The following is a 24,288-nucleotide window of genomic DNA, read 5'->3' as shown; positions in this document are numbered from 1 at the left end:
TATCATCCTTTCTGGTTATGGCCTTGTCCTTCGAATACCGGCATCGTCGCATGGCTGCCGTTACTGATTCCGTCGGAGCGGAGCACCCGCTTCACCGTCAGCAGCAGAATCCGCATATCCAGCCAGAAGCTACGATTCTCTACGTACCATACATCCTTGTCGAAACGCTCCTCCCACGATACGGCGTTGCGTCCGTTGACCTGCGCCCACCCCGTAATCCCCGGTCGCACCAGATGGCGCTTCGCCTGCTCCTCCGTATACAGCGGCAGATAATCCATAAGCAGAGGTCTCGGCCCTACAAGGCTCAGCTCGCCTCTCACGACGTTAAGCAACTGTGGCAGCTCGTCGAGACTCAACTTGCGGAGCAGCAGGCCGAACGGCGTTAGCCGGAGATGATCCGACAGCAGCTGTCCTTCCCCGTCCCGTTCGTCCGTCATCGTACGAAATTTATACAGCAGGAAGGGGCGACCATGAAGCCCCGGACGCTCCTGCTTGAACAAAACCGGGGAACCTAGCTTCGAACGGACAAGCAAGGCGATAACTGCCATCGGCAGAAGCGCGGCTGCCAACAGAAGACTTCCGGCGATTAAGTCGAACATTCTTTTGATCATCGTATAGCCCCTCTTCTCTATCCTTTATCTCTTTGTGTTGCCGGGCAGTCGCGTCTTCAGGTCAGAAGCTTGCGCACCCTGGCAATAGCCTTGGGGCCAACGATCCGGCTGATCATTCGTTTGGCGCCGCTTTTTATCCGCACATGGGCGGGCAGCCAGGATTGCGCGAAGTGATGGATCGTATAGCTCTCTTCCGTCAGATAACTGCCGCCGTTAATATAGTCGTAAGGGCTGAAATATTGGCGCGGATAGAAAACTACGCCTCCGGGGAGCGTCTGATACTGGCCGTTCAGCGCCAGGCCCTCCTCCGTGCATAGTCTCGATATGACGGCGGTGTTGGTAAGCATGTCGTACGTGCCGTCCGGCAGCAGGAACACTCTTCGCTCATAGTCCGCCAGCAGCTTGCCGATCCACGGATGTCCCGGTCTCGCTCCCATCGTTCCGGATTGCAGGAAGCTTTCGTCCTCGAAGCCGGAAAACGCTTCATGCGTCAGCAGCGGGTCCAGCGTCTTCACTACTTCGACATCGGTATCCAGATAGATGCCGCCGACATGGTATAACGCATGCAGCCGGACGTAATCGCTCACGAACGCATATTTGCGGGCTCCGTACGCTTCTTTTGCATACTTGGACCGATTCAGATCAAAGTTGTCTTCGTTCCACTCCATAAACGTGTAGCCGCTGCCCAGCCGTTTCTTCCAGCTGTTCATGCAGGTCTGAATCTTCCTCGGCTTTTCGCCGCGGCCGAACCAGCAATAGTGGATGATCCGGGGAATTTGTTCCCGTGTATCCATCATGTCCCTCCTTCGAATTCGAATTTTAGTACGGGTTCAACAACCTCTATCAGAATGGCCACCGGATATAGTCGCTGGCGTACCGAATATCCAGTATGATGACGTTCTCGTAGAAAAAGTATAGAAAGTAGAAGCCGATAAAAGCGATGTACATGAGCCGCTGATCCTTCTCGCGGAACAGCTTGATGACCCAACCGAGCAGGATGAGCTGGTAAAGCGAAAAGTAGATGCCAAGCCGGGCGAAAATCCAGTTTTGCGTCGAAATAATCATAATAACCGCGCCTACCAGCGATAAATTGACGATCACGTCGCCTCCGGGGAACAGACGCCGCAGCTTATCCTTGCCCAGAAACGCAATAGCCAGAGGAATGACGAAGACGATGACTCGCAGCACGTTGGCGCCGCCCTCCTGGAAGCTCCGGTACCCCGAGTATTGCGTGTTCTCGATGATGGAGAACAAGGCGCTGGAAAAGTAGTTGTAGCCGACCACGATCAGAATGCCCAAGGAAAGCAGCATCATGGTCGTCAGCGTCCAAGCCCGGCGTCTGACCAGGAAGTAGATGGGCAGCATAATAAGCGCGCTCTGGTGGAAGAAGGAAGCGAAAATGACGATGGCAAAATAAATTTTCCATTTACCCTCCAGCAGCGCCCTAGTCGCGGTGAATACGATGGCGGCAGCCAGAAATTGGCGAATGCCGTTCATGGATACGATAAACGATCCCGTCGTAATGTAGGCGTACAAGCTGAGCTCGATCATCCGGGAATATTGGCAGAACACGATGATGATCAGCGCGTTCGTAACGAGCGCCGTCAGCATAATCATGAGCTGCGGATCCTCCGTATATTGCTTCAGCAGCATCTGGAACAAGTTGAAGCCGATATCGTCCTTCTGGAGGACGCTGCTCCAGGAGAAATCCTCCACCCTGTAGCTATGCATGTAGAGATACGTATCCCCGATATTATTCCGAAGCCCCGACACCAGAATAAGGCAAGCCGCGCCAAGCGCCATGTAGAACCGATTAGGGCGAATGCCGAGCGGACCGTCCGCCGTCGATGCGGCAAAGTATCGCGCCATGAAGGCGTTAAAAAATACAGCAAGCAGCGCGAACCATATCATCTCCATCCCTCTCCAGCACCCTCCCTTCCCTGTGTAATGGCCGTCAGCCCGTCTAGACGATCGTGCGCCGTTTCGTTCGATGAATGTACATATACAAGGCGATGCCCAGCGGCAAGGCCAATAGCGTCGTCAGCTTGCGCGGCGACTCCGCGACGAATGCGGCATTGCGCAGCATGAGGCTGCTGGACACATAATGCACCGCCTCGCGGAATCGGTCCTTGTAGGTCGGGGCATGACGCATGGCCGTCTTGCGAAAAAAAGCGAACCCGCGCGGATTGCGAAGATACTGCTTTACCATGTTCATGCTGGATCCGTCGGCCCGGTATTCGACGATGCAGACAACCTCGTTTAAAACGAGCAACGGAGCCCTCTGGTCGATCAGTATGTATTTGTACGACAGCGGGCAATACTTCTCGCCCTCATACAACGGGTACGGCGGACAATCACGGGTCAGCTCCGAACGGTAGACCAGCTTTTTATCCCCCTTGACCCCATGTTTCGCGTACAGGTCGGATAACGTTGTACGGGTCAAATGCTCCGGCATGCGCGATCCGATGACGGCGCCGTCGGTCGCCGCATCAAGCGCCACGATGCCCGCGTATTCGTCTCCTCCCCGCTCCCGCCAGCAGGTTAATATCGTCTCTACCGCGTTGTCCGCCATATAATCGTCGGAGTCGATGCAGACGTTCAGCTCCGTCCCGATGTTTTCGTATGCCGTGTTGTGCGCGCCGTGCATCCCCTGATTTTCCTGGTATACGTACCAGATCTCGAAATCGGCTTCCAGGGTCCACCTCTTGACAAGCTCCGCCGTATCGTCGGTAGAGCCGTCGTCCACGATCAGCCAGATGAACGTCTTGCATGTCTGCCGCAGCAAGCTCTCGTAACAAAGGTGAAGCGTATAGGCGCGGTTGTAGGTCGGCGTAAAGACGGTCAGCGGCGGCAAATCCTCCTTGTTCATGAACCCTTCCCCCCCGCCCCAATGCGGGCTCTGTAATAAGCACCGAGCCAGTCCGCCATGGATTCCGCGTCATAACCACTTTCCCGAAGCTGGCTTCTAGTGTCGGCATGCTCGTAGCTCGCGCCGAGCACCGCGGCGCTCCATGCTTCCGGCGACAGCTCGAGCGGGAGAAAGCTTACCCGGCCCGTAATGTCCGACTCCTTCGTAATGCGGTCGGAGACGATGCAGCGAAGTCCCGCGGCCTGCGCCTCGACTAGAACGACGGGCAGGCCCTCGAACAACGAAGGGAAAAGGAACAGATCCATAGCTTGCAGCAGGGCCGCAATATCCCCGCGCACGCCCAGAAATCTCACGGCATGCGCAATGCCCCGCTTCTCCGCCTCCTTCTCCATTAGTTGCCGCAGATGGCCGTCGCCCGCCAGCACAAGCAAAGTGTTCGGGTTGCGACGATGTACGGCCTCGAACACCTGGAGCAGGAAGCGATGATTTTTCTGCTCGTTAAATCGGCCTATGTGGCCGATCACGATGGCGTCGCCGGCTCCGAGCTCCTCGCGAACCGCTTGCCTGACGTTTTCGTTGTACCGGAAATCCGCCGCATTCACCGCGTTGTGCAAAACCGTCACCTTGGAAGACGAACCTCCCCGCTTGCCGAACAGCCACTCTCCGGCACGCTCCGAACACGCAAAATAGTCGCTGGGATGGTCCTTGATCGCCATCCGGGCATACAGCCGGAAGGGATATTTGTAATCCAGCCCCAGATCGCTGAGGTGACTGTGAATAATGCGGCAAGGCACGCCGGCTTGGCGGGCCGCGCGAAGCACGAAGCCGCTGTTTTCGTTCATATGGGAGTGGACGATCTTGTATTGCCGGTTGACCGCAAAGAAGGCATCCAGCTCGCGGAAGTAACGCCGGTAGTTGCCCGGCTTGATCTGCGGCATCCGGTAGATATGGCCGCCGAGCGCCCGGATCTCCGCATCATAATGGCCCTCCTCCATACGATGGACGAGGAAGTCAAATTGAATGCCTTTCTCCCGCATTTGACGGTAATAGTTCATGAGCATCGTCTCCAGCCCGCCGCGATTCATGATCGTAACGACCTGCAGAATTCGGAGTGGTTTCACGGTTATTCCTCCCAATCGGCTTCTTGGTACGCACAGCTTCCATGGCAATCAGCATAACGAATACCGGCAGCGTCAATCGCATGCCCGCCATGCGATAGAATAATCGCCAGTGCGGCTGGCATGGCCCTGAGCGGAAGCGCAGCAGCGCCTTACTGTAGGTCTCGTGCCGCAGCAACTGTCTCAGCTCTCTCAGCTTGCCCCGCATGGAGGAGGGATTGCTGTCGCTGACGATGTTCAGACCCAGTCCCAGCACGTTCATCGCAATCCGATTAGAGAGCCGCTGCCGGCTCTGCTCGTCTTCGCTCCCGCCATTGTCCAGGTAAGCCGACTCCAGACACCCATACAGGTTCAGGAACCGCCTGGCCAAGTCAGACTTATAGCGGGTGGTAATGGACTGCTCGTTCGCCCGCCAGTAATGATAATAAGGCCGATTGAGAAACACGAAGGAACGGGCTCGGGTACAGACCGACAGATTAAATAAGGTATCTTCGTTGCTGCCGATGAGGGCAAGATCGGTAAAGGCGATACCATCTAGCAGCTCTGCCCGGTACAGCTTGTTCCAAACCGTTCCCCAGGCGTCCAGATGTTCGGGCTTCGACACTTCGCCGCCTAGAGGCCCAAGCAGTCTGTCCGCTATTCGCAATCGCACCTCGTCGCCTCGATACACGACATAATCGGGCATGTCGAACCGCTTCGGCCTGGCGAAGCCGCCGAACTCGCTCACATAGGCGCACATGACGATGTCCGCATCCTCCCGCTGCGCCGCATCCAGCAGCTCGGCATACATGCGCCGATGGATCCAGTCGTCCGGATCCACGAAGCCGATGTAATCTCCCGTGCAGCGCCGCAGGCCGGTTGTACGGGCACAAGCCACTCCTCCATTAGGGACATCGATAATAGTCAGCCTGGGATCCCGCCCGGCGTATTCCGCTAATAGAGTCAGGCTTCCGTCTGTAGACCCGTCGTTGACGGCGATGACCTCCAGTTCTCCATGCGTCTGACTCAGCAGACTGTCAAGGCAGCGAGGCAAGTATCGCTCCATGTTATAGATAGGCACGACGATACTGATCTTCGGATTCCTCACGCGTCACCTCCGACATCAAGGTCAAATACATCTCTCCCAGCTCTCCCATCACCTGCTCCAGTGAATAACGACGCGCCCGTTCCGCTCCCCGCTCGCCCATGCGGCGTCTGGAGTCCCGGAAGTAATAGAGCAGCTGCAGCCGGCTGGCGAAAGACTCTACGTCTCCCGCCTCGACGATAAAGCCCGTGCGACCTTCATCGATGAGCTCGTTATGACCGCGATTGCGGGTCGCGACGATAGGCAGACCGCATGCCATCGCTTCCATGACATTGACGGGCAGCCCTTCCCTGATACTGGACGCCACGGCCGCGTCGCACATGGGATACAGCTCATCAAGATCGTCCCGATAGCCGAGGAATTCGATCATATGCGCAACGCCGAGCTGGATCGCCAGCGCTCTGCACTCATTAAGCAGCGGACCTTCGCCGGCAAGCAGCAGCCTTGCGCCAGGTACCTTGGCCTTTAGCTTGGCAATCGAATAGATCAGCAGACGATGGTTTTTGTTGCTATTAAATTCAGCGGCGTAGATCAGCAGGAAATGGTCGGGACCGTAATTGAACCTCTCGCGTCTCGCCGTTTTCTCTTCTTCGCCGATGGGAGCGTACCAGCCGGTATCGACTCCGACGCCGTGCACATGCGCAATCATGCCCGCTTTGAACTTGTCTCGTCCGGCCCTTCCGTAATCTTCTTCATTAATGGTCACGAGACAATCCGTATGGGCCGACAACCACCGTTCGACGGGATAATAGAGCAGCCAATTGAGCAAGGGAGCTCCCTTAAAGAAATGAAAGCCATGAGCCGTATAGATGACTTTGGTCCCCTTTGTCCGAGCCTCCCTGGCGGCAAGTCTGGCCAATGCGCCTCCCATGGGCGTATGACAATGAATCATGTCGTAGCCTTCTTTGTCGATAATGGCCTTCAGCATGCGGTAGGCCGACACGTTCTCCCTCTTTAGCGGTGACCGATGAATCGGCAAGTCGAACTTTGCATCCGTATACGGCAGGTCGAGCGCGCCTCTGGCGGCCACATGCACTTCCCAGCCCATTTCCTGAAACCACTCCATGACAGGCAGATGGAAGGCTCTGAAGTGATAGTCCACCGTCGCGCAGAACAATATTTTCGGTCGCATGGACATCGCGGTTTCTTCCGCGCCCTATTGAGGCGCGGTCTCCTTCTCCAGCGTACGGGTCATATACTCCAGCAGCTCGAATCGGAGCTCCTCCCGCTTCAGCGCGAATTCGATTGTCGTCTGAATGAATCCCATCTTTTCGCCGACATCGTATCGTTTCCCGTCGAACTCGTAGGCGAATACGGCCCGAGTCCGATTAAGGGCGGCGATGGCGTCCGTCAACTGGATCTCCCCTCCGGAGCCTGGCGCCTGTTCGCCGAGAATATCAAAGATTTCCGGCGTCAGAATGTAGCGGCCCATAATGGCCATATTGGAGGGCGCCTTCTCGCGGCTGGGCTTCTCGACCAGATGATTGATGCGATGGAACGAAGGCTCCATCTCCATCCCGTCTACTATGCCGTAACGGGAGACGGCTTGCTCCGCGACGCGCTGCACGCCGATGATGGACGATCCGTATTGTTCATACTTCTCGATCATTTGTCTCAAACACGGCTTGGGAGCGTCGATAATATCGTCGCCTAGCAGCACCGCGAACGGTTCGTCGCCAATGAACTTGCGCGCGCACCAGATGGCATGGCCGAGACCGCGCGGCTCCTTCTGCCGGATATAATGGATGTCGACCATATCCGACGACTTCCGCACCTCCTGCAGCAGCTCGAACTTGCTTTTGGCCGTCAGCACTTGCTCCAGCTCCATGGAGTTGTCGAAGTGATCCTCGATCGCGCGTTTCCCTTTGCCCGTCACGATAATAATGTCCTCGATGCCAGACTGGATCGCCTCCTCGACGATGTACTGAATCGTCGGCTTGTCGACGATGGGCAGCATTTCCTTCGGCATCGCCTTCGTCGCCGGCAAAAATCGGGTCCCGAGACCCGCTGCCGGGATGATCGCTTTTCTAACCTTCATGTTTATACCGCTCCCTTCTCATCTATCCCGTAATGGTCGCCAGATTCGACTGCGAATCCGGAACGACATGATTCGCCAGATCCAGCAGCCTGACTTTCAGCTCCGCGCCGTTCATGGCCGGGAAATCCGCAATGATTGCTTCGATCTCCTCGAACAGAATGACGGACGCCTTGCCGACGTAGATCTTTGGATATACCTGCTGTTCCGTAACTTCCTTATCCCCCAGCATTTCTTCGAACAGCTTCTCGCCTGGCCTGATGCCGGTGTACACGATTCCGATCTCTTCGACGGCGTAACCCGACATCCGGATGACGTTTTGAGCGAGTTCCGTAATCCGTACCGGCTCCCCCATGTCGAGCACGAAAATTTCTCCTCCCTTTGCCAGCGCGCCTGCCTGGATCACAAGCCTTGATGCCTCCGGAATGGTCATAAAATAACGAACCATATCCGGATGCGTCACGGTGACCGGACCGCCCCGCTCGATCTGCTTCCGAAAGAGCGGGATGACGCTGCCCCTGCTGCCAAGCACGTTGCCGAACCGTACCGCGACAAATTTCGTCGAGCTGACGCGATCCATATGCTGGATGATCATCTCGGCAAGCCGCTTGGTGGCTCCCATGACGCTGGTAGGATTGACGGCTTTGTCGGTGGAGATCATTACGAAAGTCTCGACGCGGGCTTTGCCCGCCGCCTTTGCCGTGTTCAGCGTGCCCAGCACGTTGTTCTTGAACGCTTCCTCCGGATTCCGCTCCATCAGAGGCACATGTTTGTGAGCCGCCGCATGGTAGACAACCTGTGGACGATGGTGCAGCATGACCGACATCATTTTATCCGCATCCTGAAGGTCTGCTATTTCCGTATAAAACTTGATTTTCGAATCCTTGAACATCTCCTTGAGCTCCAGCTCTACCGCGTAGATGCTGTTTTCGCCATGGCCCAGAAGCACCAGCTTCTCCGGCAGGAACCGCGAAATTTGCCTGCACACCTCAGACCCGATCGATCCGCCGGCCCCCGTCACCAGCACCACCTTGCCCGTTACATAACCGGAGATGCTGTCGATGTCGAGTTCTACGGGCTCGCGTCCGAGCAGATCCTCGACTTGCACGTCGCGGAATTGCGTTACGGAGATGCGTCCTGTTGCCAGATCCTCCAGCATGGGAATCGTCTGCGTCTTCGCCGATGTCTTCGCGCATTCCGTATAGATGTCGTACAATCCCTTCTTGCTAAGCGACGGTATCGCGATAACGATGTTGTCGATCTCGAACGCCTTCGCCTTCGACACGATTTCTTTCACGCTGCCGCATACCGGAATGCCCATAATATCCAGATTCAGCTTGTGCGGATCGTCATCGACGAAAGCGACCGGATACAGCTCGGTTCCGGAGTTGCCCAGAAGCTGCCTGACGAGCATCGTGCCTGCCGAACCCGCTCCGACGATCAGCGTCCGCCTGCGTTTGCCGCTATGCCGGTTAAATCCGCCCCTGACAATTCTCCATAGCAGCCTCGATCCGCAGACGAGCATGAGATGGATAAGCCATATCGCGATCAGCAGCCGCCACTCCGCCTGTTGGTAGACCGCAAGTCCCGCTAGCCCGACGACGGCAACCGACAGCGTGACCGCTCTAAGAATAATGAGAAGCTCGCCAATGCTTGCGTACTCCCAAGCTTTTTTGTAGAGCTTATAGACCGTAAAGAAGCCGTGATGAGCAGCCAGAAGCGCCGCCGCGACGAATAAGTAGGGCGTCCCTCCATTCTCATATGCAGGCTCCAGGAGCAAACGGCCTAACCATACGGCAGCGGCAACAATGGCCGAATCCAGCAGAACGAGCAGCGACAGCCTTCGTCGATACGTCATCTTCATCCTCACCTTTCTTGTTTCAACCACCAGTTGTTCTTTATTAAGAACATGTTGACATGAGTCAACGCTTTTTTCTTAAGCCTCGTCGCAAAAAAAGCGTTATCCGATCGGGATCATCTAACGCTTCTTTTATTCAGGATCGCTCCGATAATGTTCGCTCCGGCGAATGTCAACGCCTGCTTCGCTTCCAGCGCCTTGGCTTTGGATGTCCTTCCAAAGCGGAGAAGAAGAACAACTCCGTCACACTTGTTTACGAGCGCATTGGTATCAGGGGCCGAGAGCACGGCCGGACAATCAATAACGACCCGGTCGTACAGGGAAGCTGCAGCCTCCAGCACTTCCTTCATGCGATAAGAATCCAGCATATCGGTGGAATAGGTATGCTGAACGCCGCTCGTAAGCAGATCCAGACCTTCAATCTCAGTCGGTTGAGCCGCTTCCTTTAACGTCAGCTGGTTGCCAAGCACGCTGGACAAGCCGGGAGACATCTGGATGCCGAACAGCTTGTGCAGAATGGGATTTCGAAAGCTCGCATCGATAAGAAGAACACGCTCCCCTCTTTGCGTCATGCTGATGGCCAAATTAACGGCGGCAGTCGACTTTCCGTCTCCCTCCGAGGGGGAAGTAACGATCAGAGTGCGAATGCTCTTGCCCTCCGAGGCGAATTGGATATTGTTGCGGATGGAACGGAATTGCTCGGAGACTCGGTGCCCCGGATGCAAAAACGTCATCAGACTGCGGTTAACGATTTTTTTGGCGATTTTCGCTTTCTCACGAACCAATACTCTCACTCCTTATTATCGCGGACTTCGGCTTCCTGATCTGCTGAGCTACGGAACGAGATTTGATCCCCGATACCTGCCCCAGCATATTCAGTCCCAGCCTCGTCTCCACATCCTGTTCCGTACGGACGGAATCGTCCAGCGACTCCAGCAAGAAGGCCAACGTTATGCTTAGAATCAGGCCGACGATAAAGGCGATATACACAATCGTATTGCTTGCCGTATTTATCGGAACGGGATTGGGCTCGGCGGCGGTCAGCAGCCGGATGTTATGAACGCCAAGCGTATCCATCGCTACCTCCCGGTAATGATCGACGATCGCATTCGCAACATCTGCCGCCCGTTCGGGATGACTGTCGAGCACGCTGATAACCGTAATCAGAGAGGAGTCTACGCTGTCAACGCGAATCTGGCTTCTGAGCTGTCCCGGCGTAGCATTAAGCTGGAGCTCGTTGATGACTCCGTTCAGAACGATCGGCTCGCGTACGAGCGCTCTGACAGTCGTCATCATTTCGCTGTTGGCGGAGATGATCACGCGAGTGGACGATACGAAGACTTGCGGCTCCGGCCTAGAATTGTACAGAATGCCAAGTACTGTGAGCAAGCCGGTAATAAGCGCGATTAACCATAACCTCTTTTTTATCGTCTGAAATACAATTCTCAAGTCGATTTCCCTGGTTTCCATTCATACACCCACTCATATCGTTAGTTATATAGAACACTAACCCAAGTGTAGTTCTTTATATAGAACATGTCAATACGGTTGAACTTCAAAATTTTGTGAACTTTTAGTGATCGATGTGGAGAATAATAATGTTCGACGTTTTCTTTTTGCCGGGCACGAGCCCCTCGTCCTTCCACTTATGCGATCTCACCAGCTCCTTCAGCGCGCGGAAATCCCCGGAGCTCATCCCCTCGTCGACCGCGTCACGCAATATCGAATGCCATTCCTCGTCGAGCACATCCTCCACGGATACTTTGGGAGCAAGCTCTTCGCCGAGCAGATATTCCATATTGGTGTCCAGATGATAGGCGATTTTGGCCAGCACCTGAAGGGAAGGATTGTTTTGCACGTTGCGTTCGATGTAGCTCAAATACGATTTCGATACGCCCGCCAGATCCGCGAGTTTCGTGATCGAATATCCTTTCTTTTCCCTTAGCGATTTGATCCGTTCCCCAATCATAGTCGTCTCCTTCAATCAGATTAGATCCGTATCGATGGCCTTAGCAAACGTAACGGTTATCGGGAAGTCGTTATAACGTACATTTCCTTTATTGTAGTTCTTTAAAGAGAACAGGTCAATACCCGACATGATAGGCTTTTCATGAAAAAAGATTCATAATCATTCGTTATAGTGAACAACTTAACTTTGTCGCTCTTTGCAGCTCTGTACTCGGTTTTTCATACACATTTGTCCTCATATCCCCGCCAACGTCGCATTGTGCTCGTTTTTTCATACACATTTACCCTCGTTCTCCCGTCAACGTCGATTTGTACTCGGTTTTTCATACACATTCGCCCTCGTTCTCCCGTCAACGTCGATTTGTATTCGGTTTTTCATACACATTCGCCCTCGTTCTCCCACCAACGTCGCATTGTACTCGGTATTTCATACACATTCGCCTCTAGACTTGCTGTAACATTGCGCTGCTCGCGACTCTTCGCATAAATCCTTTATAGTCTCCCATCTTCCAAGCATCGCTCTCCCCTCCCCAGCAGTTTAAAACGCCAAAAAAGCTGGCTGCTCGTCCGCCATGGAGGCTCGAGTAACCAGCTTTAGTTCCGATACAACATAGTAGCCTTCATTGCTCCATCCCGTTTCGCCTGCCGCCAAGCGCTTCGTCCGTGATACTGCGAATGTCGACCCGAGAGACGATCTCGTCGTTCACCATGTCCGGCAATATTTGATCCAAAAAATAATCGACGCAGTGCAGTCGGATATGACTGATCTTGATTAACGCATGACGGTACATCTCGATAAATTCCTTCTCGGTGTTGCCGCGCTTGAGCTCCGCAAACGCCTCGTATACCTGGTCGAGCTTGTCTGCCACCTCCAGAATCAGACCCTCCGTCGAATTGTCCTTCCCTTCCTGCAGCTGTCTGCGGAAGATCGGCTTGAATTCCTCGGGAATATGTTCTTCGATGAAACGATCAACCATCCCTTCCTCTACTTGCTGAATCAACGCTCTGAGCTCTCTTGACGCGTGTTTGACCGGCGTCTTGATATCGCCGATAAATATTTCACCGTAATCGTGACTGCTCGTAATTTCGTACAGCTTCTTCCAATCGACGGTAACGCCGTTTCTTTCCTCGATGTCCGCAAGCGTTTTGGCGTATTGAACGACCTTCCACGAATGGGCCGCGACGCTGTGTTCCTCGAATTTAAACTTGCCGGGGCATCTGTAGATTCTCTCTAACTCGTTAAGCGACCAAAAATATTGATGAATCCCCATCTGGGAAACCTCCTTGCCTTGTCTAGGCTGCGTATATTTGTTTATCATGAGCTCTTTGTCAGTATAATGTTCTACTGTTATCTCGGGATGAAAGCTGATCGCCACTTTCGTAAAATACAATCTCTGCACTTGTAATAAAATGTTATTATTATAATTCGTTTACATCTTACTGATCAATGATAATTTCACTGATGTCGCCATTAATATTGATTCGTCCCTCATATGTTTAGAAGCATAATCGGGCGTAACACGCGGCAATCCATCGTAAATCAAGCTTGCTCTGTACTTTGTTACTTATATTGGCCGACGGTATCGGTCGAGCGATACTTGCTCCCGTCAAAATCCCATCCGGCTTATTAATTACATGAATTGGAACGCCTAATTTCCTATTTTTAATGTTTCGGTCGCATACTAAAGGCTATAAACAAACAGCTCGTAAAGGTCTCCCTTTACGAGCTGTTTGTTTATAGCCATCTGTAACTGCCGCCTTGGACAAACGCTCGGTTGTCTGATGGAACTGCGCCGCCGGGTTTCTTAACAAACCCTTCAGCTTCCGATTCTTCAAAGTATCAGAACAAATCCAGCATTACAACAGAATGAATCATATCGTCTAGCTAATCAAAGCAACGAGGCTTTTGAACTCCAACTCCTCGAATTTGCTGAGAACGAGCTGGCGGTCATATTGCCAGCCGCAGCTGTCGATCTGCGTATCCAGCGGAGCATCGCAGCGAATCGTCGCCAGCTGGCGGGATAGATGCAGCATCTCGATATCGGCTTCGATCTTGGCGCGGATCGTCTTCGAGACGGCCTCCAGGTTAGCTAGCAGAACATCGATAGAGCCATGCTCCTGAATAAGCTTAAGCGCGGTCTTCTCGCCAATGCCGCGAACGCCGGGATAATTGTCGCTTGTATCGCCCATAAGCCCTTTGATATCAATGACCTGCAGCGGCGTCAATCCACGCTCCTCCAGCAGCACCGCCGGCGAATAAACCAGGTAATTGCCGATGCCCTTCTTCATGATCGCGATGGATACCCGTTCATCCACCAATTGCAGCAAATCATGGTCGCCGGTCACGACAATTACGTCCGCGTGAAGCTTAAAGCGCGAAGCCAGCGTGCCGATGCAGTCATCGGCTTCGTAGCCTTCGATGCCGACATTGGGTACGCCAAAGCTTGCAACGACCTCTTTGACAAGATCGAATTGCGGGATCAGATCCTCGGGCGCGGCAGGCCGATTCGATTTGTAACCGTCGTATTGCTCCGTCCGAAACGTCTTGCTTCCCATATCCCAGCAGCAGATGACATGCGTCGGGTCGAACTTCGATATGGCATCCATAAAGTAGCGAACGAAGCCGTGCACGGCGTTGACCGGCATGCCGCTGCTTGTCCGGCGAATGCTTCCCGTAAACGAGGTAGCGAAGTACGCGCGGAATAAGATAGCCATGCCATCCACCAACAAAACCTTTTGACCGTTCATCAATAATCAGCTCCTGCTATGCTTGCATGTGCAAGTTATTGAAACACTTGATTTCGCGACTGTGTTCTCCTCAATATCCTACCACATTGGACGAACGGATGAATACTCCGATTCTTGCCGCCGCTTCCAATAATCGGTCTTCGTTTTCTACCAGCGCGATACGAACATAACCTTCTCCCTCTGCGCCGAACGCTTCGCCGGGAATGACGACGACGCCGGTTGCCCTCAGCATTTCCTGGGAAATGGTTCTTGAGCTCCATACTTCTCCGTCGTTTCCCATCAGCTTGGGCAGCTTGGCCCATACGAACATAGTCGCTTTAGGCGCTTCAACTTCCCAACCAGCCTCTCGGAGCGCACGAACAAAAGCATCTCTTCTCCGCTCGTAGATTGCGCTCGCAGCCGACATATAAGATTCGCGATCATTGGACATCGCAGCTCGAAGCGCCGTTATGCCAGCCTCTTGTACAGGATCGAATACGCCATAATCGATGTTGCCTTTCAATTCGCGCAATGCGGCGACGGCATCTCGATTGCCAGCAAGGAAGCCGATTCGGCAGCCCGCCATGTTGAAGCTTTTCGATAAGGAATGGAACTCGACCGCCTGTTCAATCGCCCCCGGGACTTGAAGAATGCTTGGAGGCAGCACGCCGTCGAAGCCCATCTCGGAGTAGGCCAGGTCGTGAACGACAAGCACATCGTGCTTACGCGCTTTAGCAATCAGCTTCTCGAAGAAATCCAGATTCGCAACAGCAGACAATGGATTATTAGGATAATTGAGCAGGATGAAGGATGCTCTATTCCATTCGTTCTCCGATATGGCATCCAGATCGGGCAGGAAGTTATTATCCTCGCGAAGCGGCAGGAAGATGGGTTCCACGTCGGCCAATGCCAGCGAAGCCGCATAGATGGGATAACCGGGATCCGGCACGAAAGCGGCATCGCCAGGATCGCAGACGGCCATTGCCAGGTGGGCCAGTCCATCCTGCGAGCCCATTAGCGTGACGATTTCCGCGGCGGGATCCACCTTCACGCCGAAGCGATAGTTCATCCACTCTGCCGCCGCTTCCCGGAAGGGCAAACCGCTGCTCGTGGCCGGATAAGCATACATATCCTCTCTTAGCGCCGCATTTGCCAGCGACTGGCGAATCGCTGCGGCAGGCGGCTGGTCGGGACTTCCGATGCCGAGATCAATAATATCAAGGCCATTTGCCGCCGCTTCGCGCTTCCACGCCGCCACCTCCGAGAAAATCGAGGAGCCCAGCTGGGAAAGACGTTTCGCGCGGAATCGTCGACTTTTTACCTGGCTCATGATTTCCCCCATACGTCCGCGTATTGCTCTTCCTTATAGCCGATTGTCACTTGTCTGCCATCCGTCGCTATTGGACGTTTAATCAACATGCCATGTTGAGACAACAGCTCGAGCTTCTCGTCTTCGCTCATCGAGGCGAGCTTGTCCTTTAGCCCAAGCTCCCGATAAACCTCGCCTGAAGTGTTGAACAGCTTCTTAAGCTCGAAGCCTCCCAGCTCCAGCAATGCTTTGAGCTCCGCAGCAGTCGGGGTATCCTCGTTAATGTCGCGTAATACAACTTCGTTGCCTTTCTCCTTCAGCGACTTCACCGCAGCCTTGCAGGTGCTGCATTTGGGATATTGAATGATTGTGATCTTGTTAGCAGTGCTCATCGTGATGCTCCTTTCTACGATCGTTGTGCTTGTTTTTATACTCGCGTGCCGCGTTGACGCCAATTCGAGCTCATTGTGTATGATTTTTCATATACGCGAGGTCCTGCCGCGATGTCAACTCTTGCCGCGCAACACTGCCTCCAGTTGGATCAACTCGGGCGGCAGCGGCGCATGCCAAACCATGCGCTGCTTCGTCAAGGGATGAACGAAACTTAACGTCTCGGCATGCAACGCTTGCCTGCCGACGGCTTGCTCCCAGCGCTCAATGCCGCCCTCGTCCGGCCCATAGAGTTTGTCCCCGATGAGCGGACAGCCGAGATGGCGCATATGTACGCGGATCTGATGCGTCCGGCCCGTCTCAAGCTTCAGCTTGATGCAGGCCGCCGCCCCTACCCCTTCTTGCTCCGCGCCGAAGATCTCCGCCGTCTCATAATGCGTAATGGACGGATATCCGTCGGGTCGAACGACTCGCAGATGGGGCCGGTCACTATCTCTGTCAATCGGTTCGTTTACGACCCCGCTAGACGGAACGGGCGAGCCGTATACATATGCGCGGTATCGCTTATCCACTTCACCTGCCTGGAGCTGCTCCGAAATTTGCTGGTGAACGTACCCCGTCTTCGCGATCGCGACCAGTCCCGACGTCTCTTCGTCCAGCCGGTGAATGGGACGGAAGCGCACCCTCTCGCCGAGCGACTTCCAATGATACACGACGGCATTCGCAAGCGTGCCCGTGTAATGGCCATGCGTAGGATGAACGATCATGCCTGCCGGTTTGTTTACGATGAGCAGACTCTCGTCCTCGAAGACGATCTGGAACGGAATGTTTTCCGGCAGGATGTCGTCCGATTCTTCCCGCTCCATCCGCAGCCGAATGACGTCTCCTTCGGCTACTTTGGCCGATGTGTACGCTCGCAGCTCGTTAACGGTCAGTCCATGCTCCGTCAGCTTTACTTGCGACAAGAGCTTGCGGGAGACGCCGAGGCGTCTCTCCAGTACCGTGCGAACTTCCTTCCCGGCGTCTTGCGCGTCGACCTTCACTTCAAGAGGCGGATAATAACGATCGTCCAAGTTTATGGTCGAAGCCGGCATCGCTTCGTCCCCCTTTCCCAAACGCCAAGTCTCCCCAACGACTTTGCCATGCGTAATGTCCACGTTTCGTTCGTCCATTTGACGCAACACTCATTTCTTCTATTCCGTTTCACCCTCGGTCTTGCCTTTTGTTGTTCCTTCGCTATTTCCCTTGCCTTTGCCCTTGCCCTTGCGGAACACGTTCGCGCTTCGCACATATTCCGTATCCGGCACGCCGAGCTTGGCATTGGCGTAACGCGCCGCCGCGAACAGAAAGTCGGACAGCCTGTTCAAGTAAACGAGAACAGCTTCGTTAATGGCATGCTCGCCCGCCAGCGTCACCACCCTGCGCTCCGCTCTTCGGCATACCGTCCGGCAGACATGCAAGACCGACGAGGCGCTGCTGCCTCCAGGCAAAATAAACTTCGTGATCTCCGGCGACTCCGCCACATATCCGTCCATCCATTGTTCGAGACGAACGGCCGGCTCGCCGTCCATCTTTAACGGAGCTCCTTCCTGCGCATACGCCAGATCGGAGCCGCAATCGAACAGCTCCTGCTGAATATCGATCAGCCTGCCTGCCAGCTCGCGCAACTGCTCGTGTTTAACAGCTTCCGCCGCCGCCAAACCGACAAAGCTGTTTAACTCGTCGATCGTGCCGTAAGCCTCGACGCGGGCATCGTCCTTCCGCACTCGCCCGCCGATCAAGGAGGTCTCGCCTTTGTCTCCCGTTTTTGTATACAGCTGCATTCTTATACCCAGCTCCTCTCTATGACAGCAAACAGCAGGCCGGACATCACTCCGACCTGCTGAAACCTATCCCTTCAACTTATGAACGAAATTGCCGATCCGATCGATCGCCTCCGTCAATTGAGTGACGGATGTTGCATAGGAGCAGCGCAGGTGGCCCTCGCCTCCCAGACCGAACACATCGCCGGGAACTGCAGCGACTCCGGCTTCCTCAAGCAGCCGCTGCGCGAATACTTCACTGCTCAGCCCTGTAGAGGTTACAGACGGGAACGCGTAGAACGCGCCTTGCGGCTCGTGGCAATCCAGGCCGATGTCCCGGAAGCCCTTAACGACAAGGCGGCGACGTTGATTGTACGAATCCACCATGCGGTCCTTTTCTTCCAGCCCGTGCTGCAAAGCTTCAAGCGCCGCATATTGGGCCATGATCGGCGCGCACATGACCGTATATTGATGAATCTTGAGCATGGCCGCCAGCAGTTCGGAGTGTCCGCACATATAACCCATCCGCCAGCCCGTCATCGCGAACGCCTTGGAGAAGCCGCTAACGAGAATCGTGCGGTCCTTCATGCCGGGAACCGCCGCGAAGCTTACGTGCTTCGAACCGTAGGTCAGCTCCGCGTAGATCTCGTCGGAGATGACGATTAGATCGTTCTCCTCGACGACCTTCGCGATCGGCAGCCAATCCTCGTACGTCATGATGCCGCCGGTCGGATTGCTGGGATAACAGAGAATAAGAACTTTGGAGCGCGGCGTGATCGCCTTCTTGAGCGACTCCGCCGTCAGCTTGAACGCGTCGGCCGAGAACGTCTCGATACCGACGGGAACGCCGCCGCTAAGCGCCGTTATCGGCGAATACGAAATATAGCAAGGCTCCGGAATAAGGATCTCGTCCCCCGGCGCGATCAGCGCGCGAAGCGCAAGATCGATGGCCTCGCTGCCGCCGACGGTTACGATCACTTCGTCCGCGGGGTTATACGCGATATCAAACGAGTCGTCCAAATATTGGCAGATGGCTTCCCGAAGCTCGGGCATGCCGGCGTTCGACGTGTATTGGGTCTTGCCTGTCTCCAGCGCATAGACGGCTGCCTCTCGTACGTGCCAGGGAGTGACAAAGTCGGGCTCTCCTACGCCGAGCGTAATGACGTCCTTGCGCGTGCTTACCAAATCAAAAAAACGGCGGATGCCCGACGGTTTAATCCCCCTGACCAGCGGGGACAAATAATCGCTCATCGATTGCCGCCGGGCGAGCCCTGAGGAAACCTCCAGCTCCTCTTTCATCATACGCGCCACCTTTTTATGTTACGGCGATACCATCAAGCGATGGTCACCTTCGTGCTCATCGAAGATAATGCCGTCCTGTTTGTATTTTTTAAGTATGAAAAATGTCTTGGTCGACAGCACCGCATCGATCGGCGAAAGCTTGTTCGATACGAACGAGGCGACCTCCTTTAAATTTTTGCCTTCGATCTCTACAAGCAGGTCGTAAGCGCCGGACATCAAGTACACGGATTTCACTTCCGGATATAGATAAATACGTTCGGCTATGCCCTCGAACCCTCTGCCGCGCTCCGGCGTAATTTGAACCTCGATCAGGGCCGTTACCTTTTCGTCGTCTACCTTGCTCCAATTGACAACGGTGGCGTATTTCACGATGATATGGTTTTCCTCCATCGCCGCGATGGCTTCCTTCACGTCCTCCAGGGGCACGCCTAACATCGTCGCGATCAACTCCGCGTCTCTGCGGGCGTCTTCCTTCAGCAGCTCCAACACTTTTAATTGCAGTTCCGTCATTCCACTTCTCCTTCCGGCTCGCGATCCAAGGTTATAACGAATATTTTACAAGAAATACTCGGTTCCTGCAAAGGAAAAAAGAAAAGACCCCGACGGGGTCTCTAATTGAAATAAGACTGATGCTGCGATTGGCTTCCCTGCTGCTGCCCGCCAGCCGGCACATACATGGACTGCTGCTGACCGCCCAGATTCTGCTGAAGGAACTGCTTCGTTTGCTGCTGTGTCTGTTTATACTGATGCGCCTGCTTGTCCAGTTCCTGACGAAGCGCCGGAGATGCCGTATTATACATATTCGCCTGCTGCATGGCCGTAAACAGCTGGCCTTGCGCGTTCAGCGTGTTGTTAAGCAGCTTCGTGAACAGCTGTCTCATGTCCGGGCATGTGGATTCCGTTGCTGCCGTTGCATATTCGCGAACAACCCGCTTGAGATCGGACAGCACGATGGAAGCCAAATCCTCTTCCGATAAAAGTTGCTTGTTGGCTTGATGGTTCATTGATTATCCCTCCACAAGTATTGGTTGCTTGACTCCGACCTCTTATTGCGGCTGCGTAGGAGCCACTTGCTGATGATGCTGGATGGCGTGCATCAGCGAATCGTAATGTTGTTGATGCATGCTGATCATCTGCGTGCAGCAGTTGCGGATTGCCGGCGTCATGGACGCCGCTACGACTGATGCGCATTGCTTCATCAGCAGGTCCTCGTTCGACATGGAATCCGCTACGTATTCCAGTTCTTTGGCTGTCATTGGCTGTAGCAAGGTGAAGCCTCCCTTATCCTGAATGGTGAAGATGTTTAGCCCTCGGAGCGCAAACATCTTATCTTACCTTCCGTATTATGAGCCAAATCCTCCAAATTATGCTCCCTTCCTCAAAACAAACTTGCCGGAGTCGGTCAGCCTGAATTCCACCTTGATCTCCGCAAGCGTTCCTTTATTCGGAAGCCAATCTTTCTTCTCGATGTGTTCGTGCCAATAACGATTATGGTAACGATACAGATAATGCTCGAGCTCCAGAAAGTCGACTCCTCTTTCCCTTCCCGTATCAAACAGCGATTGGATCTGTCCTCGTACAAGCTCTTCTATGGAACTCTCGATTCCCTCCTTCGTCATCTCGCTGTCCATTTCTATTAGCGATCCCGAAAGATTAAGTGTAATCGTAAATCGTGGATCTCCTCCCGCCTTGGAGACCTCAAGGCTGGTCTTGGCATGTCTGACCGATACGGCGCCCTTCGATCCCCCCTGTCCCGCCTCCACGAACACTTGCTTGAACTCCGGATTCAACCAACGGAGCCCTATAACGGTCTTTTCCGGGAAGTACCCCTTGTACTTAAAGTCCTTGTAGACCAACACCCCCGATATGAGCTGGGTGGGGATAGGCTTTCCCCTCTTGCTCCAAGGAATTCTGCTGCTGTTGATGACGGGAAGAAGCGTAAGTTCCTTCGGTTCCCTTAAGGTCTGAACAGCCAGTTGCATCTGGAGCGGTTCGATGAACGTGTATTGTTCTTCATGCGGCTGGGGCATGTAGAGAACGCTATAGAGCGGCGATTGGTTAAAAAAGTTCTCTGTATTCAATACATTCTTGATATCGTCCGTTGTCCCAAAAATAAGCGAAGTGTACCTCGAAGCCCTATGACGATTCAGCGCATCCAAGACATCTTCGATTTGATTCGCGGCCCGCTCATGGATGAGCACGGTCTTGAGATGCTCCAGATTAAGAGTCGCATATCCAGAACGCATCAAATCGTAGAAGGCGAGCAGCGTGGAATTCCCCTTGCCGGTGCCTACCCACGTCTCCGCCGGACTTGATCCCGGAGCTTCCGTCTTGGCCACGGAAGCGAAATTGATGATCTGGCCGTAGATGACGATCTTCTCGTCTACATAATCGATCCCGAGAGCCGACACATAACTAACGTCTTGCAGATTCACTTCATCCCAACAGCCTGTAAGCATGGTGAGAGAAGCAAGAGCAGTTGCCGTAATCCCGGTGCGGATCAAACGCGATAACGTAATCATGACCGCCTCGCTTTCTTATAAGAGGACCAAGGTTTATTAATTACGGCGGCTGCAACTTCCTTAAAGCGAATAGGCGCCAGAGGTGCCATATACGGCTGACCGAATGATTCCAGCGAGCACATGTATAACAGAACCGAGAACATCGATACGAAGTAGCCGTACATGCCGAAGATGGACGACAGAATCAGCACGTAGAACCGAATAACGCTGACGGAGCCGGCTAACGATTGGTTAACCAGCGTAAATGTCGACACGGCAGAGACAGCCGCGACGACCAACATCGTCGGCGATGTCATCCCGGCTCGGATCGCGGCATCACCGATGATCAGTCCCCCGACAACAGACACGGTCTGGCCTACAGGACGAGGCAGCCGAACGCCGGCTTCCCGGAACAGTTCGAACATACCCAGCATGAGGAACATCTCCATCGTGGCGGAGATAGGCAGTCCGATTCGCGACATGGTTACGGTAGCAAGCAGAGTAAATGGCATTTGATCCGTATTGAAGGAGCAAATCGCTACCCAGAAGCCAGGCAGGAACATGGCGACAAACAAGCCGATAAAGCGAAGCAGCCTCTCCATCGTGACGTAATAATAAGGGAGGTGTGCGTCTTCAGGCGATTTGATGAGCAATGTCATGTTGCCAGGAGCAATCAGGGCGGCCGGCGTGCCATCCGCAACGATCGCGACCCTTCCTTTCATCAGAGAATGGACGACAAAGTCGGGACGGCCCACGTAATTCATAAGCGGAAACAAGGATTTGGGCCTGTCGCTGATGAGCTCCTCCAGCTCTCCAGCCCCTTGCAGACTGGGGATCAGGATGGAACGAAGCCGTCGCTTCGCCTCCTCCACCAATTCCGGTTTGGCTTGATCGATCATGTAGAGAAACCCTATCTCCGTCTTGGTCTCCGTCCCGATGATAAAATACTCTACGTGCAGGTTTGGCGTCCTCAATCTCATGCGAATCAGGGCGATATTGACCGACAGCTTCTCTACGAAGCCGTCCCTCGGTCCCTTAAGAGATAACTCCATTGTAGATTCTTCGGGATTGCGGGAAGGCAAGCTTGCGATGTTGAACTCGTAAAACGATTCCCGATCGGAAAATAGAAGGATAACGGTGCCGGCGAACAGGCACTCGAACAGCCGGTCTCCGTCACCTTCTGTTTCGTTGAACATATCGCTTGGATGGCGGCTCCAAAATTCCGCGGACTCGCCATATTGAACGGTATGCCCGGTACGCCCCTCGATTTCGTCGGTTTGCTTATATCCGTAACCGTGCGCGTTGCCCGTACGGAATGTCGATGTATGCTGCTTCCAATTTTCCAGCATAGGAATAAGTCCCATCTGGAACATTTGACCGTCAACCATGCCGTCGCAATAATACAATTCGCATTGGATGCCCGACTTGTCTTCGACGTCGGGAACGCGCAGGACATGCTGAAAAACGTCCTTGCAGGGTTTGATGAGCTCGCGGAATTTCTCTCTGCTTATTCGCTCGCTTCTCTCATTGCCGCTCGTCTCATTCCGCTGATCCAGCTCCCGTCCGTCCATTGCCGCTCCTCCTTGCTTTAACAAATGTTAGCCCGTATACGACGAGTACCATAGTGCAAGACACGATGCCTCCATAGGTATATGAAAATCTGAGCACCCGAGCATAATCGACCATATTATGGACCCAGTACAGGGACACTCCGCCAACCATCGTCCCAATTAAGACTAGGCCGATGCTTTTCCGCTTCATCCTCCCGATTGGACTAAACTCTGCGATCAAATAAATGCAGAGCGATATACGAATCATCGAGCCGGACAACCACTGGTAGATAGCAAAAAAATCGACGTGCTCGAAATAACGCCCGATCGTGACGAGTCTCCACTGCGAGAAGGCCGGATACCTCATCTTCTCTGCTTCAAAGGGACCGAATTCCGATATCGCCCCCGTTACCGGTCCGACTGCAAGCAGCGCCAGGAAGGCGATAAGCACAATCAGATGCCAACGCTTAAAGGAGGACCTGAAGTGATGCTGCATAAGCAGAAGCAGGAACAGCTCTCCGAACGCAGTAAGAGAATATAACGAAGCTTGCAAGACTGGGGACATGCCATTCTCGAGCATGGGGAGCAGATAGCGGTAATTCTTGTGCGGCATATTGGCCGACATGACGAAGTCGCCAACAAGGACCACAACGGGAAGCAGCAAGCAACTTACGAACGCAATCGTTCGCAGTCCCAGACTCGCCGCAAACACGCATAAGCCGATAAACACCATTAGAACCGCTATGGGAGGCGTACTGCTAAGATATGTTGTCTCCGCCCAAGAGACTGTTATGATTAGCGTTTCCGTTGCCGTCGTGAACGCGAACAGCATCATGTACCCAATGAATATCCAGGCGACGGGCAAGGGGAGCCGATCCTTCATCCAGCGGTCAAGCCGCATGCCCTGCAACTTGGACAAGGCTCTATAGAGAGGAATGGCCGTCCAGGGCAGGATAAAGATCAGGGCGACGAAGACCGCCATCCAGGCGTCTCTATGTGCGGCGCTTAAGATCAGCGGTACGACGAGTACGTGATTGACGAGACCAACGGATAAAACCATCATGCATGCGGCCGGAAATATGCCGAACGGCTTGATTGACATATGGCATTCACTTCCTTACAACCAAAGGTTGCCCAGAACGTGTAGCCTGAATGCATGCGATG

General features: G+C 54.0%; 25 protein-coding genes. All 25 read right to left on the bottom strand.

The annotated features are described in order from the left end of the window. Nucleotides 1-2 precede the first annotated feature (2 nt). Nucleotides 3-608 carry a sugar transferase gene (locus tag KJW29_RS02590; RefSeq protein ID WP_281426372.1) on the bottom strand — a complete coding sequence of 202 codons (606 nt, stop codon included), beginning with the start codon at nucleotides 606-608 and terminating at the stop codon, nucleotides 3-5. Nucleotides 609-667: 59 nt separating this feature from the next. Beyond that, a complete protein-coding gene (locus KJW29_RS02585; RefSeq protein ID WP_214630959.1) occupies nucleotides 668-1,405 on the bottom strand; it encodes a glycosyltransferase family 32 protein in 738 nt (245 codons plus the stop codon). A 49-nt stretch (nucleotides 1,406-1,454) separates the two neighbouring features. Continuing rightward, nucleotides 1,455-2,528 carry an EpsG family protein gene (locus tag KJW29_RS02580; RefSeq protein WP_214628642.1) on the bottom strand — a complete coding sequence of 358 codons (1,074 nt, stop codon included), beginning with the start codon at nucleotides 2,526-2,528 and terminating at the stop codon, nucleotides 1,455-1,457. Nucleotides 2,529-2,574: 46 nt separating this feature from the next. Beyond that, the gene (locus KJW29_RS02575) at nucleotides 2,575-3,480 is read right to left on the bottom strand and encodes a glycosyltransferase family 2 protein (RefSeq protein ID WP_214628641.1); all 906 of its coding nucleotides are present in this window, start codon (nucleotides 3,478-3,480) and stop codon (nucleotides 2,575-2,577) included. Continuing rightward, on the bottom strand, nucleotides 3,477-4,601 hold the full coding sequence (locus KJW29_RS02570; protein ID WP_214628640.1) for a glycosyltransferase family 1 protein: 1,125 nt from the start codon (nucleotides 4,599-4,601) through the stop codon (nucleotides 3,477-3,479). Before KJW29_RS02570 ends, KJW29_RS02575 begins: the two co-directional genes overlap by 4 nt. Beyond that, nucleotides 4,492-5,685 (bottom strand): glycosyltransferase family 2 protein, encoded by a 1,194-nt coding sequence (locus tag KJW29_RS02565; RefSeq protein WP_214628639.1) that lies wholly within the window; start codon nucleotides 5,683-5,685, stop codon nucleotides 4,492-4,494. The genes KJW29_RS02570 and KJW29_RS02565 overlap by 110 nt, the downstream gene beginning before the upstream one ends. Next, nucleotides 5,645-6,814, bottom strand: coding sequence for a glycosyltransferase family 4 protein (locus KJW29_RS02560; RefSeq protein ID WP_214630958.1), 1,170 nt, complete (start codon nucleotides 6,812-6,814; stop codon nucleotides 5,645-5,647). The genes KJW29_RS02565 and KJW29_RS02560 overlap by 41 nt, the downstream gene beginning before the upstream one ends. Nucleotides 6,815-6,838: 24 nt before the next feature. Further along, nucleotides 6,839-7,720 (bottom strand): UTP--glucose-1-phosphate uridylyltransferase GalU, encoded by an 882-nt coding sequence (gene galU, locus KJW29_RS02555; protein WP_087566699.1) that lies wholly within the window; start codon nucleotides 7,718-7,720, stop codon nucleotides 6,839-6,841. 22 nt (nucleotides 7,721-7,742) lie between these two features. Beyond that, entirely contained in the window at nucleotides 7,743-9,575 is a 1,833-nt protein-coding gene (locus KJW29_RS02550; RefSeq protein ID WP_214628638.1) for a polysaccharide biosynthesis protein, read from the bottom strand. Between the two features lie 116 nt (nucleotides 9,576-9,691). Then, nucleotides 9,692-10,360, bottom strand: coding sequence for a CpsD/CapB family tyrosine-protein kinase (locus tag KJW29_RS02545; RefSeq protein ID WP_087566701.1), 669 nt, complete (start codon nucleotides 10,358-10,360; stop codon nucleotides 9,692-9,694). Further along, a complete protein-coding gene (locus tag KJW29_RS02540; protein ID WP_214628637.1) occupies nucleotides 10,350-11,045 on the bottom strand; it encodes a YveK family protein in 696 nt (231 codons plus the stop codon). The genes KJW29_RS02545 and KJW29_RS02540 overlap by 11 nt, the downstream gene beginning before the upstream one ends. Nucleotides 11,046-11,148: 103 nt before the next feature. Next, entirely contained in the window at nucleotides 11,149-11,544 is a 396-nt protein-coding gene (locus KJW29_RS02535; RefSeq protein ID WP_214628636.1) for a helix-turn-helix domain-containing protein, read from the bottom strand. Nucleotides 11,545-12,163: 619 nt separating this feature from the next. Beyond that, nucleotides 12,164-12,814 (bottom strand): YfbR-like 5'-deoxynucleotidase, encoded by a 651-nt coding sequence (locus tag KJW29_RS02530; protein WP_108993836.1) that lies wholly within the window; start codon nucleotides 12,812-12,814, stop codon nucleotides 12,164-12,166. A 610-nt stretch (nucleotides 12,815-13,424) separates the two neighbouring features. Further along, nucleotides 13,425-14,291 carry a 5'-3' exonuclease gene (locus tag KJW29_RS02525; RefSeq protein WP_214628635.1) on the bottom strand — a complete coding sequence of 289 codons (867 nt, stop codon included), beginning with the start codon at nucleotides 14,289-14,291 and terminating at the stop codon, nucleotides 13,425-13,427. A 70-nt stretch (nucleotides 14,292-14,361) separates the two neighbouring features. After that, nucleotides 14,362-15,600: an aminotransferase class I/II-fold pyridoxal phosphate-dependent enzyme gene (locus KJW29_RS02520; protein ID WP_214628634.1), complete on the bottom strand. Its 1,239-nt coding sequence runs from the start codon at nucleotides 15,598-15,600 to the stop codon at nucleotides 14,362-14,364. Then, entirely contained in the window at nucleotides 15,597-15,971 is a 375-nt protein-coding gene (locus KJW29_RS02515; protein ID WP_214628633.1) for an arsenate reductase family protein, read from the bottom strand. Before KJW29_RS02515 ends, KJW29_RS02520 begins: the two co-directional genes overlap by 4 nt. Before the next feature lie 114 nt (nucleotides 15,972-16,085). Continuing rightward, nucleotides 16,086-17,063: an RluA family pseudouridine synthase gene (locus KJW29_RS02510; protein ID WP_214630957.1), complete on the bottom strand. Its 978-nt coding sequence runs from the start codon at nucleotides 17,061-17,063 to the stop codon at nucleotides 16,086-16,088. 99 nt (nucleotides 17,064-17,162) lie between these two features. Further along, the gene (locus KJW29_RS02505) at nucleotides 17,163-17,792 is read right to left on the bottom strand and encodes a cob(I)yrinic acid a,c-diamide adenosyltransferase (protein ID WP_214628632.1); all 630 of its coding nucleotides are present in this window, start codon (nucleotides 17,790-17,792) and stop codon (nucleotides 17,163-17,165) included. Between the two features lie 66 nt (nucleotides 17,793-17,858). After that, nucleotides 17,859-19,073 carry an aminotransferase class I/II-fold pyridoxal phosphate-dependent enzyme gene (locus KJW29_RS02500; RefSeq protein ID WP_214628631.1) on the bottom strand — a complete coding sequence of 405 codons (1,215 nt, stop codon included), beginning with the start codon at nucleotides 19,071-19,073 and terminating at the stop codon, nucleotides 17,859-17,861. An 18-nt stretch (nucleotides 19,074-19,091) separates the two neighbouring features. After that, on the bottom strand, nucleotides 19,092-19,583 hold the full coding sequence (locus KJW29_RS02495; RefSeq protein ID WP_087566798.1) for an Lrp/AsnC family transcriptional regulator: 492 nt from the start codon (nucleotides 19,581-19,583) through the stop codon (nucleotides 19,092-19,094). A gap of 101 nt (nucleotides 19,584-19,684) precedes the next feature. Beyond that, the gene (locus KJW29_RS02490; RefSeq protein WP_214628630.1) at nucleotides 19,685-20,077 is read right to left on the bottom strand and encodes a spore coat protein; all 393 of its coding nucleotides are present in this window, start codon (nucleotides 20,075-20,077) and stop codon (nucleotides 19,685-19,687) included. A gap of 42 nt (nucleotides 20,078-20,119) precedes the next feature. Next, nucleotides 20,120-20,341 carry a hypothetical protein gene (locus KJW29_RS02485; protein WP_246608550.1) on the bottom strand — a complete coding sequence of 74 codons (222 nt, stop codon included), beginning with the start codon at nucleotides 20,339-20,341 and terminating at the stop codon, nucleotides 20,120-20,122. 96 nt (nucleotides 20,342-20,437) lie between these two features. Beyond that, a complete protein-coding gene (locus KJW29_RS02480) occupies nucleotides 20,438-21,595 on the bottom strand; it encodes a Ger(x)C family spore germination protein (protein ID WP_214628628.1) in 1,158 nt (385 codons plus the stop codon). Further along, nucleotides 21,592-23,145 (bottom strand): spore germination protein, encoded by a 1,554-nt coding sequence (locus tag KJW29_RS02475; protein ID WP_214628627.1) that lies wholly within the window; start codon nucleotides 23,143-23,145, stop codon nucleotides 21,592-21,594. Before KJW29_RS02475 ends, KJW29_RS02480 begins: the two co-directional genes overlap by 4 nt. Continuing rightward, nucleotides 23,114-24,226, bottom strand: a complete 1,113-nt coding sequence (locus tag KJW29_RS02470) for an endospore germination permease (RefSeq protein WP_214628626.1) — start codon at nucleotides 24,224-24,226, stop codon at nucleotides 23,114-23,116. The genes KJW29_RS02475 and KJW29_RS02470 overlap by 32 nt, the downstream gene beginning before the upstream one ends. Nucleotides 24,227-24,288: the final 62 nt, after the last annotated feature.

It is taken from the genome of Paenibacillus agaridevorans (assembly GCF_018604145.1).
Lineage (GTDB): Bacteria > Bacillota > Bacilli > Paenibacillales > Paenibacillaceae > Pristimantibacillus > Pristimantibacillus agaridevorans.
This window is presented reverse-complemented; position numbering and strand designations above follow the sequence as displayed.

What these genes read in the sequence shown, in the direction of transcription:
- KJW29_RS02520 (WP_214628634.1), bottom strand. Translation starts at nt 15,600, where the DNA reads ATGAGCCAGGTAAAAAGTCGACGATTCCGCGCGAAACGTCTTTCCCAG.
- KJW29_RS02585 (WP_214630959.1), bottom strand. Translation starts at nt 1,405, where the DNA reads ATGGATACACGGGAACAAATTCCCCGGATCATCCACTATTGCTGGTTC.
- KJW29_RS02575 (WP_214628641.1), bottom strand. Translation starts at nt 3,480, where the DNA reads ATGAACAAGGAGGATTTGCCGCCGCTGACCGTCTTTACGCCGACCTAC.
- KJW29_RS02580 (WP_214628642.1), bottom strand. Translation starts at nt 2,528, where the DNA reads ATGGAGATGATATGGTTCGCGCTGCTTGCTGTATTTTTTAACGCCTTC.
- KJW29_RS02510 (WP_214630957.1), bottom strand. Translation starts at nt 17,063, where the DNA reads ATGCCGGCTTCGACCATAAACTTGGACGATCGTTATTATCCGCCTCTT.
- KJW29_RS02525 (WP_214628635.1), bottom strand. Translation starts at nt 14,291, where the DNA reads ATGAACGGTCAAAAGGTTTTGTTGGTGGATGGCATGGCTATCTTATTC.
- KJW29_RS02470 (WP_214628626.1), bottom strand. Translation starts at nt 24,226, where the DNA reads ATGTCAATCAAGCCGTTCGGCATATTTCCGGCCGCATGCATGATGGTT.
- KJW29_RS02505 (WP_214628632.1), bottom strand. Translation starts at nt 17,792, where the DNA reads ATGCAGCTGTATACAAAAACGGGAGACAAAGGCGAGACCTCCTTGATC.
- galU (WP_087566699.1), bottom strand. Translation starts at nt 7,720, where the DNA reads ATGAAGGTTAGAAAAGCGATCATCCCGGCAGCGGGTCTCGGGACCCGA.
- KJW29_RS02495 (WP_087566798.1), bottom strand. Translation starts at nt 19,583, where the DNA reads ATGACGGAACTGCAATTAAAAGTGTTGGAGCTGCTGAAGGAAGACGCC.
- KJW29_RS02540 (WP_214628637.1), bottom strand. Translation starts at nt 11,045, where the DNA reads ATGGAAACCAGGGAAATCGACTTGAGAATTGTATTTCAGACGATAAAA.
- KJW29_RS02535 (WP_214628636.1), bottom strand. Translation starts at nt 11,544, where the DNA reads ATGATTGGGGAACGGATCAAATCGCTAAGGGAAAAGAAAGGATATTCG.
- KJW29_RS02550 (WP_214628638.1), bottom strand. Translation starts at nt 9,575, where the DNA reads ATGACGTATCGACGAAGGCTGTCGCTGCTCGTTCTGCTGGATTCGGCC.
- KJW29_RS02475 (WP_214628627.1), bottom strand. Translation starts at nt 23,145, where the DNA reads ATGGACGGACGGGAGCTGGATCAGCGGAATGAGACGAGCGGCAATGAG.
- KJW29_RS02530 (WP_108993836.1), bottom strand. Translation starts at nt 12,814, where the DNA reads ATGGGGATTCATCAATATTTTTGGTCGCTTAACGAGTTAGAGAGAATC.
- KJW29_RS02500 (WP_214628631.1), bottom strand. Translation starts at nt 19,073, where the DNA reads ATGATGAAAGAGGAGCTGGAGGTTTCCTCAGGGCTCGCCCGGCGGCAA.
- KJW29_RS02560 (WP_214630958.1), bottom strand. Translation starts at nt 6,814, where the DNA reads ATGCGACCGAAAATATTGTTCTGCGCGACGGTGGACTATCACTTCAGA.
- KJW29_RS02480 (WP_214628628.1), bottom strand. Translation starts at nt 21,595, where the DNA reads ATGATTACGTTATCGCGTTTGATCCGCACCGGGATTACGGCAACTGCT.
- KJW29_RS02515 (WP_214628633.1), bottom strand. Translation starts at nt 15,971, where the DNA reads ATGAGCACTGCTAACAAGATCACAATCATTCAATATCCCAAATGCAGC.
- KJW29_RS02490 (WP_214628630.1), bottom strand. Translation starts at nt 20,077, where the DNA reads ATGAACCATCAAGCCAACAAGCAACTTTTATCGGAAGAGGATTTGGCT.